Below are 16341 nucleotides of genomic sequence, written 5' to 3'. Positions count from 1 at the left end.
GCCTGTCCAACTATGTCACCACCACCTTCACCCTCTGAATCTACCTCCTCACCGGTAAGCGGCTTTTTTGGCGTCTTCCGATACAGTCGGCGCGCGCTTGGCTTGGTGTGGGAAACCTCTCGATGGATGATGCTTGGCCTAGCACTGTGTACGTTGGTAGCGGGGGTGCTTCCCGCCGTCGCAGCCTGGGTAGGCCAATTGATTGTGGATGGCGTGGTCAGTGCCATGGACGCTCATCAAGCCGCGTCAAACCCCAACCTGTTGACGTCTATTACCCCGGTACTGAAGCTAGTGGCTATTGAGGCGCTGATCATTGGATTAATCGCGTTGGCCCAGCGCGGCCTTTCAGCCCAGCAGTCGCTGCTAAGAGCGCTATTGGGTCAGAAGGTCAACGTCATGATTCTGGAAAAGGCGGGCACGCTGTCCCTTAGCCAATTCGAAGATTCAGAGCTCTACGACCAGCTCACCCGGGCGCGCCGTGAAGCGTCTACACGCCCACTTGCGCTGGTCAACAAAACCTTTGGGCTGCTGCAAAACGCCATCTCTCTCGGTAGCTTTGGCGTACTGCTGGTGCAGTTCTCTCCTTGGGCCCTCCTGATCCTGGTCGCTGGCGCTCTGCCAGTCTTTGTATCGGAGGCCAAATTCTCGGGCGATGCTTTTCGCCTGTTCCGATGGCGCTCGCCACAAACTCGCATGCAGATTTATTTAGAGACGGTACTCGCTCGGGAAGACAGCATTAAAGAGGTCAAGCTCTTTGGTCTTGAAGGGCTATTTCTTAAGCGCTACCGCGATATTTTCACCCAGCTGTTTGCAGAAGATCGTCGTTTAACCCTTCGCCGGGAAAGCTGGGGGTTTCTGCTCGGTTTGCTCGGCACCCTAACGTTTTATTTAGCCTATGGCTGGGTAGTGATCGAAACAATTGCCGGGGCGCTCACGCTGGGTCAAATGACCATGTATTTGATGGTCTTCAAACAGGGCCAGGCGGCGCTCTCCGCCAGCCTTACCGCCATTAGCGGCATGTACGAAGATAACCTTTATCTATCCAATCTTTATGAGTACCTGGAGCAACCGGTTGAGGCCGAAAGCGGCACGCTAACCCAGGGTGCACTGCCTGGGGATGGGCTACGCTTTGAGAACGTTAGCTTCTCCTACCCTGGCGGCGCTGCTGTTCTACACGATATTTCGCTGCATCTCTCCCCTGGGCAAAGCTTGGCTTTGGTGGGTGAAAACGGCTCTGGCAAGACCACCCTAATCAAACTGTTAACGCGGCTCTACCAGCCTACTCAGGGCCGAATTCTGTTAGACGGTAGCGACCTACGTGACTGGAGCGCTCAAGCACTGCGTGAGCGCACCGGCGTTATCTTTCAGGACTTTGTGCGCTATCAGTTGCAGGTGGGTGAAAACCTTGGCGTTGGCGATACTCATGCCTTTAACGACCAAGAAAGATGGCAGAACGCCGCTCGTCACGGTATGGCGGATGAGTTTATTACCCGCATGACTAGCGGCTACAAAACCCAGCTGGGGCGTTGGTTTAAAAATGGCCAGGAACTCTCCGGCGGCCAATGGCAAAAAATCGCCCTTTCCAGAGCGTACATGCGCGAAAATGCGGATATCATCGTGCTGGATGAACCCACTGCCGCCATGGATGCCGCTGCAGAAGCCGAAATATTCACCCGCTTTCGCGAGCATAGCCGCGACAAGATGGCCATCCTGATCTCCCACCGTTTTTCCACAGTACGCAGTGCTGATCTTATTCTTGTGATCGACCAGGGACATATCATTGAGCGCGGTACCCACGAAGAACTGCTGGCGGTTGGAGGCCACTATGCGAAGCTGTTTCAACTACAGGCGGCAGGCTATAAATAGCCATCTAAATATAAACAATTCTTATTACAAATAATCATTAACTTGTTACTCAACTAATTAAAATCTGGAACGTGAACAAACGTCACAAGCGTTACAAAGTTGTCGCCCCTGCTAATACTTTAAAGGTATGGTTCCTTCATTGTTTTACACTACAGGAGTGGACGATATGAACCGCCTTCATCAGATAAAAGTTAAGTATGCTCTTGCCTTTATAAGCGTTGCGTTAGCACTACTGGCTATTGTGATAGCCGATGCGCTGCTCGTTAACAAGGTAAAGGATCGCTTAGACACGTTTATTAAAAATTATATTCCTGCTAGCTCAACAGTACTCAATGCAGATAGAGACCTGTACCAAGCTCGGGTTGCAGAGATCGAGTACCTGTTAGCAGACCCAGACACAGAGCGCGCATCGGAGCTAATCGCCGAATTCGAAGAGAATTCGCAACAGGCTTACGATCGCATGCAGCGCTATGCCGAATATATGCAGAACTACCCAGAATTAACCACGCAACTAGCCAACTTTGAAATGCTGTATAGCGATTGGCAAGAAGAGGCAACGCGTGTATTTGAGTTGCATCAAAGCGGCAATAGCGCTGCAGCATTCACGATTCTATCCGGCTCATCACTCGCTAATTTTAGTGCACTACGTGATGTATATGATGTGTCAGGAGTGAATGTTGAGACGGCCATTTATCAAGCAGAAGCAGCGGTAGTTAATAGAATTCAAGTGCAACAAACATCCACTATTATAATTTCATTAGTTATCTTTATTGCAGCCACACTAATTGCGCTACTAGGACCGCTAATGATGTCGCGAGCTATCCGCCAAATCAGCGGTCGTATTAAAGAGATTACCGAAGGCGATGGCGATTTAACCGCGCGGATTGAGAACAATCGACGCGATGAAATTGGTGAATTGGCACAACAGTTCAATGCCTTCATTAAACGTATCGACGATACACTTCAGTCAGTTAGCAGCAGTACAGTGAGCCTTCAGCATGCCTCAAGTGAAATTGCTAAAGGCAGTCAAGAACTTGCAGCACGCACCGAGCAAGCCGCTGCGAACTTACAGCAAACGTCTGCGTCGATGGAGCAAATCGCGGCAGTGGTCAGCAACGCCTCTGACTCAGCCCAGCAGGCTGATCAACTGGCACTTTCAACCCGCGATCTTGCTCAACAGGGTTTGCACTCCATGCACAGTGTTGAGCAGACCATGGATACAATTAACGACTCTTCCTCTGAAATCAGCAACATCGTTAGCCTAATTGATAGCATCGCTTTCCAAACCAATATCCTGGCGCTGAATGCGTCGGTAGAAGCTGCACGAGCAGGGGAGCATGGCCGAGGCTTTGCGGTGGTCGCGCAAGAGGTACGGATATTGGCCAGCCGCTCCAGTGATGCCTCTAAAAACATCGCCACTTTGATCAATACCTCCTTAAGCCGTACAAAGGCAGGCGTTGACCAGGTGAAACAAACCGGCGTAACCATGCAGGAGATGGTAAAAAGCATTGAACGTGTGGCCGGCGTGATTGCCGAAATTAGCGCCGGTGCGAAAGAGCAGAGTGTGGGCATCGGGCAAGTCAACGATGCAGTCAACGAGCTGGATAGCATGACCCAACACAACGCCTCCATGGTGGAAGAGTCCAGCGCTGCGGCGGCGGAGCTAAGAGAGCAAGCCGACCGATTGGGTGCACTAGTAGGAGCCTTCAAGCTCAGCAATGCTAACGAGCAACCAACTCTTGGCCAAGCAGCACTTGCCCCCGCAGCTAATAAGCCCTTGCCTGCGACTCCACGTAGACTAGCGACTCCCCAGCAACCTGAGTGGGAGTCGTTCTAAGCAACCTCCCTTAGTTTTCTATGCTTCCTTGGGCTTACGCTGAGTCCAAGGAAGTGTTGTTACCAGCTTATATAATGATTATTCATCTCAACAAGCGCTTTGTCTAACCACAGACGCTCATCGTAATCATCAAAGGTACACGTATGCTGTCTGATGCTTTAATTATTGACGATGATTGTAACGTCCAACTCTTGGTCAGAATGCTATTACGCCAGCACGGTTACCAGGTGATGACGGCAAGCAGTTTTGGCGAACTGGTGCGCCAACCTGACCTGCTCAATGTCGAGCTGATATTGCTTGATATCGGGCTAGGTGAGTTTACGAGTCTTGATATTCTGGAATATCTGTATGATTTACGCTTAAACGCTTCAATTTTATTAATTAGCAGTTGTACGGAAGAAACTGCTGCGCATGCTCTTGCAGCAGGTGAAGCAAAAGGCTTGAAAATGTTAGGTTTCCTATCTAAATCCAATCTCCTCACCGGCCTAACGACATTCCTTAGGCCATTAAAAAAAGCGCCCAAAGCGCCTAGGGGCGATGAATTGGCGAAGGCCATACGTGAACAACAGCTATTTCTAGCTTTTCAACCCCAAATAAACCTCCAGCAAGGCACCCAACACGGTCAGGTTATTGGCGTTGAAGCGCTGGTTCGCTGGCAAGACCCTCAACGCGGCGTGCTATACCCCGACAGCTTTATCCCTCTAGCAGAGCAAAACGGCCTGATGCTTCCACTCACATGGTCCGTTATTGAGCTTGCCCTCAAGCAGCAAGCCCAATGGCTATCACAAGGATGGGACTTAAATGTTTCGATTAATATACCGGCGGCCTTTATTCAAGCAGAAGGTGTACTCGAAGCATTTGATCAACTCACCCAAGAGCATCATGCTGTTCTTAGCAAGATTACCCTGGAATTAACTGAAACGGCGGGGGTTGAGTGTTTGGGTTACGCTTGTTACGTACTTAAAGCGTTGCGACAACGGGGCTGTACATTGGCGTTAGATGATTTTGGTACCGGTCACTCCTCTCTGACACAGCTCTACCGGTTGCCTTTCAGCGAGCTCAAAATTGACCGCAGCTTTGTCTCACTGATCGATCGGGACAAGGAAGCATTGGTGATAACAGAGTCGATTATCGACTTAGGCAAACGCCTAGGGCTGACTGTAGTCGCCGAAGGCATCGAAACGCAGGCGCAGTTCACCCAACTTGTTGAAGCTGGGTGCGCGGTTGGACAAGGCTACTGTATTGCTCACCCGTTAACCGCCGATGCTTTCAACACCTGGATGCACGAATACTCACCTTCCGCACCAACAATCCATCAAACGAGCATACTCTCTTGCTCCAAAGCCAGCTGAGTAATGGCCTCAAGAGCAACTAAACGCTCCAGATAGACCGTCAATTCGCTAAGTGGGGCTTTTAGCGCTGCTTGCTCCAATTGGCTTGCTTGCTCAGCAATCGCGGCACAGCCTAGAGAAGAAGCGGCGCCCTTTAGTGAATGGGCTTCTTGACACAAGGCTTGTCGATTCTCTAGCTGCCAGTAGGTATTCAGGCGAGCGATACGCTCACCAAGCCGCGTTAAAAAGGTGGTCAGCAGCGTATCCAATGCCTTGGGCTCAAATGTGCTTTGCAGTTCTTCGCAGATACGCTGATCGAGCACTTGAACTGCCCCAACGCTATCGCCCAGCGATTCAGGTTTTTTAGTAGGAGCAATAGCGTGAATGCTGACAAAATCAATACTGTCGTCGTTTAAAAGATAGCGGCAGACCACCTGATGTAACTCATCGCGTGTAAAAGGCTTATGAATCATATCGTCCATGCCACTTTGCATGCAGCGCTTACGATGCTCTGGCATCACATTGGCGGTCATTGCCACGATGGGCAGCTTAGGCAGTTGATGCACAGCTTCATAATCGCGCCAGCGTTGCGTGGTTTCCGTGCCATCCAGCTTAGGCATCTGCATATCCATTAACACCAAATCAAAACGACCATGCTCAGCTTTCAACTGCTCAAGCGCTTCCTGGCCGTTATCTGCAACCGTCACTTGCTGGCCAAGGCGCTCAAGCATAACGCGAGCCACCGTTTGATTTAGCGGATTATCTTCTACCACCAAAATATGATGGGGGGCCATTGCTGGCGGGTGTTCACCGCTTTGATAAATGGCCAAAGGTTCGGTTTCCGGTAGGCTGACGGTGAACCAGAACCGACTACCTAGCCCCAGTTGGCTGTTAACACCTATTTCACCCTGCATGGCATCGACCAAGCGTTTACAAATTGCGAGCCCAAGACCTGTGCCTTCGTGACGACGCGCCATTGAGGTATCCACTTGCGAGAAAGCCGAGAAGAGCTGCCCTTGATCCGCTTCCGCAATACCACAGCCAGTATCATGCACCTCCACTAAAATATTATCGTCCCCAAGAAGCTTTACCTGGCACTTAACGAATCCCTCTTCCGTGAACTTCAAGGCATTATTGATTAAGTTCATCATGACTTGGCGTAGACGCGCGATGTCTCCCAACACATATCGAGGCAGTGCCGGATCGATCGTGTAACTAAAGGCGACCTTTGCCTTCGGTTCGCGGAGGGTATAGCTTTCACAAAGCTGGTCGATGCACTGATGGAGATCAAACGGCTGAACATCCAGATCAAGGCGCCCAGATTCGATTTTAGTGTAATCAAGAATATCGTTAATTACAGCTCTCAGACTCTCAGCACTGCGCTTAAGGGCGGCTAGATAAGTCTTCGCACTTGTTGTTTTCACTTCCTCGCTTAACAAATCCGCCATGCCCACTACGCCATTTAACGGTGTACGAATTTCATGACTCATCACCGCCATAAACTCTGATTTTGCTAGGCTCGCCTTCTCTGCTCGTTTGGCTACCTCATTTAGCTCTTGGCCCTTGGTTTCTAACGCCTGGGCCTTACTATAGCTGGAGCGCCCTTCTATAATCAGCGCGCGAACCAGCATACCGCCTGAAAACATTAACAAGACGATAAGCAACAGCACCAACCCGTAGAGACGCGTTAATGCGCGGTGTTCCTCACTATGCATCTGGGAAACATGGGCGTTAGTTTCGTTCAAAATATTACCGGTAAGTTGCTGTAGCTCAGCCGTTTGTTGCAGGAGAGTAGCCGTTAATTCGCTATTTAACTGAGCAGAGTCGTTCCATACCGCTTCGAGTAGGATTTCCATTTCTAAAATGTGGGTTTGAGTTTGTTGAAAGATCGTCCCAACAGCCTCAAGTCTCGCCACGATTTTTCCGATTTCACCTTGAAAAAAAAGTGACTGTCGGCTGAAGAGAATTTCAAAACGCATCAATACGTCATCAACCGTAGCTTTCCCAGCACCCGTTTCGAACAGTGAGAGGCGCAATTCGCGCACCTCTCGATCAAACTGATACCCGGCCCATAACAAGTTTTCGAGCAGGCGATTCTCCAGCACGTGTTGACGGCTATAAATAATCCCGCCAGTGGTTAGCGCTGAAAGAAAAAAAAGGATCGCTGAGAATGTAGCGACCCTGGTGCTGCGGGAAAAATAGAACTTCAATAAGGCCAGCATGGCAATTGTCCGATTATTTTATTCGACATCGATGCGTGCCACCTGCCACACAGAGCGCGAAAATACCTCTTCGTTTAGCAGATCAGGGTGCTGGTCAAAAGGGTAAATGACAAACAGCGGCCCCTGATCGCGAATTCGCAGCGCTTTACCGTTTGCAGTCATGGCAAGAATGACATCGTAATTCTCAAAATCACTGATGGGCACTGTCGCTGCGTACTCATTCAACGCTACCACACGAATATCATCCCCCTCGGCATCGACGGCTTCCAAAATAGTTCGCACCAAGGGGCCAGAGAAGCCAATCACGCCGTCGTGCCAGGGCGTACGGGTAATCGTTTCGTGCTGCCCTAAACTTTCTAACATCGCTTTATCAAAATGGGCTTCGTCACCCACATTAGTCTGCCCCACCTTTCCACTCACTACCAATATTACCGGGCCTGCAGGTACTTCCAAGGCAATAGCCTGGGACGACAGCAAGGCAATACCTATCGCGACGATGCCCTGCCTGACTTGAAGAAACAAAGAACGACGCATCAAGCTGCACCTCAGTATTAGCGATTGATAGTGCAATGAGTATATATCGGCCGTCTGCGGATAAACTGTGAACCTTTGTGTCAACGCATCATCATCAACTAAACTTAACGTATGAGTTTGCCGCTTCTACGCGTGTGACGTTTATAAAACGATAATATGGGAAACCACCATGCATATTGGCGTACTTGAAGATGACCTCGACCAACAAACCTTTATTGAACAATGCCTACTAACGGCAGAACACCAGGTTTCGCTGTTTAGCCGCTCCAGCGAGCTTCGCCGGGCAACGCAGCAGCAAACATTTGACCTGCTGATTATCGATTGGCGCCTTCCTGACAGCGATGGCATGGATGTTGTTGCCCACTTGCGCAACCATGAGAGTTGGCAAGGCCCAATTCTGTTTATTACCGCCAGCCAGGGTGAAGACGACGTTGTCAAAGCTCTCGAACAGGGTGCCGACGACTTTCTCGCCAAGCCTCTCCGCCCCAGTGAACTACTTGCCAGAGTGAGTGCGTTAGGCAGACGCTCTGGGTATGCAACGTCCCGTCCAGCACCTGCTTGCCCCGAAACATTTACCCTGCATACCGAGGAGCACTATATCAGCGTCGAGGGCAACGCCATTGATTTAACAGAGCGGGAGTATCGGTTAGCCACTCTCTTCTTCTCAAAAATTGGTGAGCTCATTACCCGTGCGCACTTACTAGAGCTGGTGTGGGGTATCAAAGGAGATGTATCGACGCGTACCGTGGACACCCACGTTAGCCGCCTACGCCGTAAGCTAGAGTTGGATGGTCGTCATGGCCTGCGACTACGCAGCGTTTATCAGTCAGGGTATCGCATGGAGCCTTGCCACACTTCCCACTTACAACAAGTCGCCGAATAGGTTGACGCTCATATAAGCATGGGTTAAAAGATAAGAGCTGCTTTGAAAAGGCAGCTGTTTGATTAACGAGATGTTCTTACAGTAAGAATTTCAGAGACCTCATCATGCACTGGCAAAGCTCCGCGACCCGAATGAATAAGCTGCACCGCATTATTAATAATGCGGTATCGGCTTATTGTTGTCGCGTGCCAGAGTTATAGAGAGAAATTGGCCGCGGCAAGTGTCGCGGCAAAGTGTTTTATCGTTCTTTGATACTCCCTGATCGCGATGTTGCCCGGCCTCCTAACCCAGGAGATCGACCCCATGGCAATTGAAACCATTACTCGCAAGTTACTCAACGCTTTAAAGCACTCACGCACCCAGCGGCGCTTTTACGAAGACCCGCGCTTTCATGACCCGCACCTGTTAAAAGATATCGGCTTACGCTGGGAGCAAGGCCAGTTGGTGTCTATTCATGGCGTAGAGGAACCAAGTCAGCGCAACCAACGCCATCAGGCTGAAACCCGCGACGCCTACGAAAAATGTCCACATTGCGGGAGTAGTTTGGCATAGCCAACGCCCCGGTCACAGGAAGTGGCCGGGGCGTTTTATTAATTGAAGTCAGGCTGTAGAACGCAATGACAGAGCTATAGCCAAGCCGTCGAACACAAAAACGTGTTTCAAGCGGCTTGGCTATAGCCCTGCTTATTTACGAAGTTAGCTTCTTGCTTGGTGATACGCCCTTTACGAGAGTAGCTGCCTTTACCTTTTTTCGGGGTTTGCTGCTGCATTTTAAACATCGGCGTTCGCAGCTGCGCTTTTAACGCGTTGTCTTTTATCTTGCGCTGTTTCATCGTTTTCTCCGTTCTTTTTTAAAGATGCCTGCCTGGGCAGGCATCCACTACGACACATACTATCAATTGAAGTTCATCTATTAGCGTTCATCGCTTAGCGTTTCAAGCCCTGCTTATTAGTCCCCCTTACTCATCCCAGTGGGGAGCAAAGTCGGGGTTAGCAATACGCTCCTGACGATCCAACATGGCAATCTCAGCCATATCACTGTCGTTTAGCATGATATCAAAGGCGGCAATGTTGCTTTGAATATTACGCGCTTTGGTCGATGAAGGAATCGTAATCATATTGCGCTGTTCAACCCAAGCAAGGGTAATTTGCGCAGGCGTGGCGTTATGTGCGTCGGCAATCTGCTTCAGAGTCGGGTCGTCCATAACCTTACCCACGGCCAGCGGCATAAATGCCGTTACTTGAATACCCTGGTGCTCGCAGTGCTCAGCTAGCTTACGGTTCTGCAGGAAGGGATGAACCTCGATCTGATTGGTCAGAATTTCACCTTTACCCAGGATACTAACCGCCTCGTCAACCTGGTTGCAGGTAAAGTTAGAAATACCGATGTGGCACGCTTTACCTTCCGCTTTGACTTCCTTTAGAGCTGTCAAATAATCGGACATGGGCACTTCATTCTCTGGCGATGGCCAGTGAATCAACAACAGGTCGACGTATCCTGTGCCCAGTTTCTGGAGACTTTCGTCTACGCTGGCCTTGAGCCTTGCGGGCTCAAGGTTGTCAAACCAAACTTTGGTGGTGAGGAAAATATCGCTGCGGTGCACGTCACTGTCACGAATAGCCTCGCCGACGTCCGCTTCGTTGCCATAAAACTGCGCCGTATCGATGTGCCGATACCCCGCTTCAAGCGCCGCATGAATGCTCTGCTTGAGCGTATCGCCTTCCAGGCGAAAGGTGCCGAAACCGGGGTTAGGCATTACATCTTGCATCATTAACATCCTTTTCTATTGATAGCGTGTTAACTAACATGGGGTGGAGTGCGCCCCACTTCAACCCCACTGTTTATTGCTCTTTGTTCAACAGTAGTGCTATCAACGCAATAACAGAGCGATAACCACTACCGCTAACACTAGCGACACTCCCTTCCAGAACAGCACCGGGTCGCGCTCTAGTAGCGGTAATTGAGCACGTTTCAGCATTTCTTGACTGGGCGTGCGTAGCTCGAAAATAAACTCCGAAAGAGCCGGAAAACGTTTGTGGGGATTGGGATGAAGTGCCTTTTGGAGCACCCCATCTACCCAGGCAGGCAGTTCACGGTTCTCGCTAAGCGCCGATTGGTAGGCAAGCTTATGCTGCGCTGCCCGAGTGCGGGTTTTGGCCACCTCGGTGCCATAGGGCAACGTGCCGGTTAGCATCTGGTAGGTGATCACCGCCAGCGAGTACTGATCCGAACGGGGCGTGCCACCTTCACCCAGAAAATATTCCGGCGCGGTGTACTGGGCGGTGCCTAGAATATCGTCGCTAGCCGCATTGACCTCTTCGGCAATGCCCGCCACCTTGGCAGCGCCAAAATCAATCAGCTTTACCGTGCCGTGGCTATCGATCATGACGTTGTCGGGGCGCAAATCTTGATGCAGCATTTCCAGGCGATGAAAGGCGCGCAGCCCTTTAGCAATCTGCTCGACGATGGGGCGTACGCTAGCTAATTCAGCGTTGGGGTGGTCGTGCATCCATTGGGTCAGGGTTTGCCCTTCTATATACGCCAGCACGGTATAAAGATAGTGGCGCGGGCGCTCTTGGGCGGGGGCTTTAAGCACGTGTTGATTATCGATACGCCGTGCAATCCACTCTTCGCGCACAAATCGCTCGATACTCGCGGGATCTTGGCTTAACTCGGTTGAGAGAGTTTTTAATGCCACCTTCTCGCCACTCGCTACCTCTTCCGCGAGGTAAACATGGCTGCGACTGCTGGCATGAAGTTGACGCACAATACGGTAGTCGTCCAGCTCACTCCCTGGGCGCAGTTCAGACGGTGATGGCAGCGTGCTCAGCGCCGCGTAGAGTTCATTAGCGTGGCGCTCAGGCAGGGTGTCAATGCGCACAATTTGCACGGTGAGGTTATCGTCGCTGCCATTATCGATAGCTGCGGCGACTAGCGCCTCAGCCGCCGCGTCAAGATCGCCCCAATTAGCATGAATCAGCGCGGCCATTTCGGCGCCGGTTAGCCACTCATAAACACCGTCGGTAGTGAGTACAAACACATCGCCCACGCTCAGCGATACCGAGGAATAATCCAGCTCCAGGTGCTGGCTGGCCCCCATGGCGCGGCTTAAATGACTGACTTCCCGGGATGCCCAGAAGCGGTGATCCTCGGTCAGTGGCTCCAGCGTATTGCTGGCGAGCAGATAGATACGACTATCGCCAACGTGAAACAGGTGCGCAGTGGTGGATTTAATCACCATCGCGCTCAGGGTACACACATAGCCGCGATCCAGGTTGTAGCGGTACTGGCTTTGCCGGGTTTGGGCGTAAAGCCATGCATTGGTGGCCTGCAGAACCCGCTGGGCCGAGGTTTTAACGGCCCAGGTGGCCGGGGTGGCGAAGTAGTCTGTCAAAAAACCACCCACCGCCGCCTCGCTCGCCTCGCGGCTTACCTCGCTGCTGCTAATCCCATCTGCCAACGCGACCGCAATGCCTTTGGTGGTGCGCAAGGGTTCGCTGGGTAGATAAGCGCCATAAAAATCCTGATTGCTGGGCTTGCGCCCTTTATCAGAGTGCTGGCCGAGCGAAATGGTCAACGCTGCCATCGGTTAGCGAGCGCTTTCGTGACAGTGAGACGCAGTGGATAAGGCAGCGGGCGACGTGGCGACTCTTTGCACGACGCTGCCCACCACAATTAAGCAAGGTGACGGTAAGGGTGTTGCAGCGAGTTTTTCGGGCATATCCGCAAGCGACCCCACCAGCGACTGCTGATCACTTTGACTGGCGTTAGCCACCAGCATGATTGGCCACTCATCCGGCAGGCCTGCCTGGCGCAGGCCGTGGCAAATTGCACTCACTTTTGAAAGCCCCATATAAAACACCAGGGTTTCATCCTTACGCGCCAGCGACGCCCAATCCGGCGTACCGTCTTCGCGGCAGAGCTGGGCAGTCACAAAGCGCAACTGCTGCGCATGACCACGATCAGTGAGCGGAATACCCATACAAGCAGCAGCGGCTGAGGCCGCGGTAATCCCTGGCACAATGGCAGCAGGGATCTCGGCGGCAGCCAGGGCGTCCAGCTCTTCGCCCATCCGCGCGAATACCGCCGGATCACCGCCCTTCAGACGCACCACCGATTTACCTTCGCGGGCGAGTTTTACCATCAGCTCGCCGATCTCAGCTTGCGGTACGCTGTGATGGCCGCGGGCTTTGCCTACGTAGTAGCGCTCGCTGCCGCTAGGAATCAGCGCCAGCACGTCATCACCTACCAAGCGGTCATACACCACGGCTTCCGCCTGCATAAGTAAGCGTGCAGCCTTGAGGGTTAACAGCTCCGCATCGCCGCTGCCTGCGCCGACCAAGTAAACCTGCCCGGCGCGGCACTCGCCACGCAGTGGGAAACGTATGTCTGCAGCCTGCTGAACCAACGGCGTTAGCGCGCGATGCGATAACCGCGTAAAGGCGTTAAACCACTTCTGTAGCAAGGGGTTGCTTAGTGTGGGCATTGGGCCGCTCCTCTTCAATAAGTGATTTCAATTCGGGAATACAGCTACCGCACTGGGTGCCGCAGGCGAGTCTGGCGCCCAACGCTTCTACGCTGGTGTCGCCCTCACGGATCGCATTGACGATGGTGGTTTGGCCCACCTGATGACAACTGCACACCACCGGGCCGGTATCCGCAGCGCCATCGTCACAGCCGGCTAATAGGCGGCGGCGATGGGTATCGCTCAGCGCCGCCTCGTTAAAACGTGCTTCCAGCCACGCCAACCCTGGCAACTCTTTGGGCGGGCCGACCATCAACCACCAGCGCAACTGATCGTTCTCCACGCAGGCGGCGCGCAGCCGTCCGTTAGTGGGGTCTTGGCTGATGACCGATACGTCGCCGGGCAGCCACGTTTTCAGCTGCGCCAACCAGTCATTAACAGACTGCGTATTGGCAAGCTGCCAGCGCTGGCAGCCGCGCATGGGAATAAGTGTCCAGTAGGCGCTGGTGCACCAAGGTGTTGATTCCGTTGCCCCATCGGCGACCAATAGGGTGGCCTGCCAATCAGTAGCAAGCGGCGCCAGCGCCACGGCGCCGTGCTTCGATTCCGGCTGCCCAGAGAGCGGATCGGTAATGCTGTCGATCAGCGCGCTGCTTCTCGCCTGTCGGGTGAAGCAGTCAGTCCAGTGGATAGGCACAAAGACCTCACCGCGGCGCTGGGCATTGGAGACCCGCACCCGGGCACGAAATTCGCCTTTCGCGGCGGTTAACACCGCTAGCCCTTGATCGGTTACACCGGCGGTGTGGGCATCCTCTGGGTGCACATCCATAAAGGGTTCGGCGCGGTGATTCATTAACCGCGGTGAGCGCGCAGTGCGGGTCATGGTGTGCCATTGATCACGAATCCGGCCGGTGTTCAAACGCAGCGGGTAGGCGGCACTCAGCGCCTGTTCAGGCCCTTGGGGATGTATCGCCAGCAGCTTGGCGCGGCCATTTGGGGTGGCAAACTCGCCATCTTCAAACAGCCGAGCAGTGCCATGGGGTGCGGCCTTTGTGACCGGCCATTGAATGGGTGCTAAGGCGTCATAGCCATCCCGGCCCAGGCCCACCAAACCCGATATATCAAACAACCGCTGCGGGCTGCCGGGCACCGTGATGTTATCAAAGCCGTTTTCAAGTCCGTTTTCAAACCCAGAGAGGCGAGCGTGCTCGTCGAAAATCTCCCAGGGGTGCGTGTAGTTAAACGCCTCGGCAAACCCCAACCGTTTCGCCACTTCGCACATTATCCACCAGTCGTGGCGGGCCTCACCGGGGGGTGGCAGCATGCCCCGCTGGCGAGAAATACGCCGTTCGGAATTAGTCACGGTGCCATCTTTTTCCGACCACCCCGAGGCAGGCAGCACAATGTCGGCATAAGGCAGCAGGTCGGTATGGGCAGCGCACTCGGAAACAATCACCAGCGGACATTTTTCCAGCGCAGCACGCACCCGCGCAGCATCTGGCAGACTAATCGCGGGGTTGGTGGCCATCACCCACAACGCTTTTATTTCGCCACGCTCGATAGCTTCAAATAGCTCCACTGCTTTATAACCGGGCCCTTCCGGCAGGATTGGTGTAAGGCTGTCGGTAGCCCAGAAGCGGCTGACCAGATCGAGAGCGCCTGGGGTGTGGTAATCCATATGCGCGGCTAGCTGGTTGGCTAACCCCCCCACTTCGCGGCCACCCATGGCGTTGGGCTGGCCAGTAATCGAGAACGGCCCCGCCCCCGGCAAGCCGATTTTGCCGCCAGCCAAATGGCAGTTAATAATCGCGTTGCATTTATCGGTGCCGCTGGCAGACTGGTTAACGCCCTGGGAGTAGAGGGTGACCACATGCAACTGACTGGCGAACCAGTAATAAAAGGTTTCCAGGCGCTCGGGGTCGACATCGCAGGCCGCCGCTACCTCCGCCACCGAACCCGCGGTTTGCTGGGCCGCCGCCAGGGCATCGTCAAACCCTTCAGTGTGGCGCTCAAGGTAAAGGGTATCGAGCTTGCGGCGCTGCGCCATCCACGCCAGCAGGCCGTTAAACAGAGAAGCATCGCTGCCTGGCTTAATCCCCAGGTAGAGGTCGGCGATTTCGCAGCTATCGGTGACCCGCGGGTCGATCACCACCAAGCGCATCAGCGGATTGCGCTCTTTAGCCACTTTAATGCGCTGATAGAGCACCGGGTGGTTCCAAGCCAGGTTGGAACCCACCAGCACGATCAGCTCCGCCTCTTCCAAATCCTCGTAGTTACACGGCACCGCATCCGCACCGAAGGCACGCTTGTACCCGGCCACCGCTGAGGCCATGCAGAGCCGCGAATTGGTATCTAAATGGGGCGTGCTCAAAAAGCCTTTAAACAGCTTATTGGCGACATAATAGTCTTCGGTAAGCAGCTGGCCGGAAAGGTACGCTGCAACTGTATCATTGCCATGTTCAGTGCGTAGGGCGTTTAAACGCTCGGCAGTAGTGCTTAGCGCGATGTCCCAGGAGACCTCAACACCATCTACGCGAGGGTGAGTCAGCCGCCCTTGATGTCCCAAGGTTTCGTGTAGCGCAGAACCTTTGACACACAGCCGCCCGTAGTTCGCCGGATGCTCGCGGTCGCCCTCGACAGCGCTCAGCGTGCCCGCTTCAACGGTTGCCGTCACGCCACAGCCAACGCCACAGTACGGGCATGTGGTTTTGGCTTGCTGCGTCGTTTTGGTCTGCTGCCCTGCTTTTGCCCCACGCATAACTACTCCTCGGGTCTTACCTGAACGCCGTATATACGTATATAAATACCGGGCATAAAAAAACGCCCAGTCCCTTTCTCTAATGCTCTATATAAACGCATTGAGAGAAGAGGGCTGGACGTCGTTGCCACAGCGCACCTTCATCGGTGCATTACTCTTTACAATAATCTCTTCAAACAAATGAAGATTTTCTAACAGCTACACATTCGGCTACTTGTTTTTCTAACGGCTTTGGAGTTATTCGCTGCCATCGCCAAGCAATGAGCGCTTATCCCTTGTTAACTAACTTGTTGTCCAGATAGCTGCAAAAGGCAAGCCTAAAACCCACCCTTTTAAAACTTACTCTTTATAAACAGATATTTGAAAATAAAGTGATGCCGACTCAACGCTCTTTTTAGACTTGTTTTAGCACCTGCTACTCGCTAAATGGTGTGTGAAAGTGCA

General features: G+C 52.9%; 12 protein-coding genes. 5 read left to right on the top strand and 7 right to left on the bottom strand.

Going from position 1 to position 16341, the window contains the following annotated elements; genetic code table 11:
- The first annotated feature begins 12 nt into the window (after positions 1–12).
- From QEN58_RS04485 to QEN58_RS04475, 3 genes are all read left to right on the top strand, one after another.
- On the top strand, positions 13–1866 hold the full coding sequence (locus QEN58_RS04485; RefSeq protein WP_280105961.1) for an ABC transporter ATP-binding protein: 1854 nt from the start codon (positions 13–15) through the stop codon (positions 1864–1866).
- Positions 1867–2032: 166 nt separating this feature from the next.
- The gene (locus QEN58_RS04480) at positions 2033–3703 is read left to right on the top strand and encodes a methyl-accepting chemotaxis protein (protein WP_280105960.1); all 1671 of its coding nucleotides are present in this window, start codon (positions 2033–2035) and stop codon (positions 3701–3703) included.
- A 143-nt stretch (positions 3704–3846) separates the two neighbouring features.
- Entirely contained in the window at positions 3847–5055 is a 1209-nt protein-coding gene (locus QEN58_RS04475) for an EAL domain-containing protein (protein ID WP_280105959.1), read from the top strand.
- On the opposite strand, the gene QEN58_RS04470 is transcribed toward QEN58_RS04475, so the two are convergent.
- On the bottom strand, positions 5019–7256 hold the full coding sequence (locus tag QEN58_RS04470) for a response regulator (protein ID WP_280105958.1): 2238 nt from the start codon (positions 7254–7256) through the stop codon (positions 5019–5021). The genes QEN58_RS04475 and QEN58_RS04470 overlap by 37 nt on opposite strands.
- An 18-nt stretch (positions 7257–7274) precedes the next feature.
- Complete coding sequence (locus QEN58_RS04465) at positions 7275–7790, bottom strand: putative pterin-binding protein (RefSeq protein WP_280105957.1); 516 nt, start codon at positions 7788–7790, stop codon at positions 7275–7277.
- A 169-nt stretch (positions 7791–7959) separates the two neighbouring features.
- Here QEN58_RS04465 and QEN58_RS04460 point away from each other — a divergent pair, with 169 nt between their 5' ends.
- Both QEN58_RS04460 and QEN58_RS04455 read left to right on the top strand, forming a co-directional pair.
- Positions 7960–8673, top strand: a complete 714-nt coding sequence (locus QEN58_RS04460; RefSeq protein ID WP_280105956.1) for a response regulator transcription factor — start codon at positions 7960–7962, stop codon at positions 8671–8673.
- Positions 8674–8976: 303 nt separating this feature from the next.
- Positions 8977–9225 (top strand): hypothetical protein, encoded by a 249-nt coding sequence (locus QEN58_RS04455; RefSeq protein ID WP_280105955.1) that lies wholly within the window; start codon positions 8977–8979, stop codon positions 9223–9225.
- A 107-nt stretch (positions 9226–9332) separates the two neighbouring features.
- On the opposite strand, the gene arfA is transcribed toward QEN58_RS04455, so the two are convergent.
- From arfA to QEN58_RS04430, 5 genes are all read right to left on the bottom strand, one after another.
- Entirely contained in the window at positions 9333–9506 is a 174-nt protein-coding gene (arfA, locus tag QEN58_RS04450; protein WP_280105954.1) for an alternative ribosome rescue factor ArfA, read from the bottom strand.
- 126 nt (positions 9507–9632) lie between these two features.
- Positions 9633–10451, bottom strand: coding sequence for a 2,5-didehydrogluconate reductase DkgB (gene dkgB, locus QEN58_RS04445; protein ID WP_280105953.1), 819 nt, complete (start codon positions 10449–10451; stop codon positions 9633–9635).
- A 93-nt stretch (positions 10452–10544) separates the two neighbouring features.
- Positions 10545–12260: a bifunctional protein-serine/threonine kinase/phosphatase gene (locus tag QEN58_RS04440; protein ID WP_280105952.1), complete on the bottom strand. Its 1716-nt coding sequence runs from the start codon at positions 12258–12260 to the stop codon at positions 10545–10547.
- Between the two features lie 3 nt (positions 12261–12263).
- Positions 12264–13160, bottom strand: coding sequence for a uroporphyrinogen-III C-methyltransferase (cobA, locus tag QEN58_RS04435; RefSeq protein ID WP_280105951.1), 897 nt, complete (start codon positions 13158–13160; stop codon positions 12264–12266).
- On the bottom strand, positions 13120–15897 hold the full coding sequence (locus QEN58_RS04430; protein WP_280105950.1) for a nitrate reductase: 2778 nt from the start codon (positions 15895–15897) through the stop codon (positions 13120–13122). The genes cobA and QEN58_RS04430 overlap by 41 nt, the downstream gene beginning before the upstream one ends.
- Positions 15898–16341: the final 444 nt, after the last annotated feature.

The sequence above is a fragment of the Halomonas alkaliantarctica genome (assembly GCF_029854215.1).
GTDB classification, from domain to species: Bacteria; Pseudomonadota; Gammaproteobacteria; order Pseudomonadales; family Halomonadaceae; genus Vreelandella; species Vreelandella alkaliantarctica_A.
This window is presented reverse-complemented; position numbering and strand designations above follow the sequence as displayed.

Bases quoted from the DNA above. Each gene is read 5' to 3' on its own strand.
- cobA (WP_280105951.1), bottom strand. From the start codon at position 13,160: ATGCCCACACTAAGCAACCCCTTGCTACAGAAGTGGTTTAACGCCTTT.
- QEN58_RS04440 (WP_280105952.1), bottom strand. From the start codon at position 12,260: ATGGCAGCGTTGACCATTTCGCTCGGCCAGCACTCTGATAAAGGGCGC.
- QEN58_RS04460 (WP_280105956.1), top strand. From the start codon at position 7,960: ATGCATATTGGCGTACTTGAAGATGACCTCGACCAACAAACCTTTATT.
- QEN58_RS04470 (WP_280105958.1), bottom strand. From the start codon at position 7,256: ATGCTGGCCTTATTGAAGTTCTATTTTTCCCGCAGCACCAGGGTCGCT.
- QEN58_RS04480 (WP_280105960.1), top strand. From the start codon at position 2,033: ATGAACCGCCTTCATCAGATAAAAGTTAAGTATGCTCTTGCCTTTATA.
- dkgB (WP_280105953.1), bottom strand. From the start codon at position 10,451: ATGTTAATGATGCAAGATGTAATGCCTAACCCCGGTTTCGGCACCTTT.
- QEN58_RS04465 (WP_280105957.1), bottom strand. From the start codon at position 7,790: ATGCGTCGTTCTTTGTTTCTTCAAGTCAGGCAGGGCATCGTCGCGATA.
- QEN58_RS04430 (WP_280105950.1), bottom strand. From the start codon at position 15,897: ATGCGTGGGGCAAAAGCAGGGCAGCAGACCAAAACGACGCAGCAAGCC.
- arfA (WP_280105954.1), bottom strand. From the start codon at position 9,506: ATGAAACAGCGCAAGATAAAAGACAACGCGTTAAAAGCGCAGCTGCGA.
- QEN58_RS04475 (WP_280105959.1), top strand. From the start codon at position 3,847: ATGCTGTCTGATGCTTTAATTATTGACGATGATTGTAACGTCCAACTC.
- QEN58_RS04455 (WP_280105955.1), top strand. From the start codon at position 8,977: ATGGCAATTGAAACCATTACTCGCAAGTTACTCAACGCTTTAAAGCAC.
- QEN58_RS04485 (WP_280105961.1), top strand. From the start codon at position 13: ATGTCACCACCACCTTCACCCTCTGAATCTACCTCCTCACCGGTAAGC.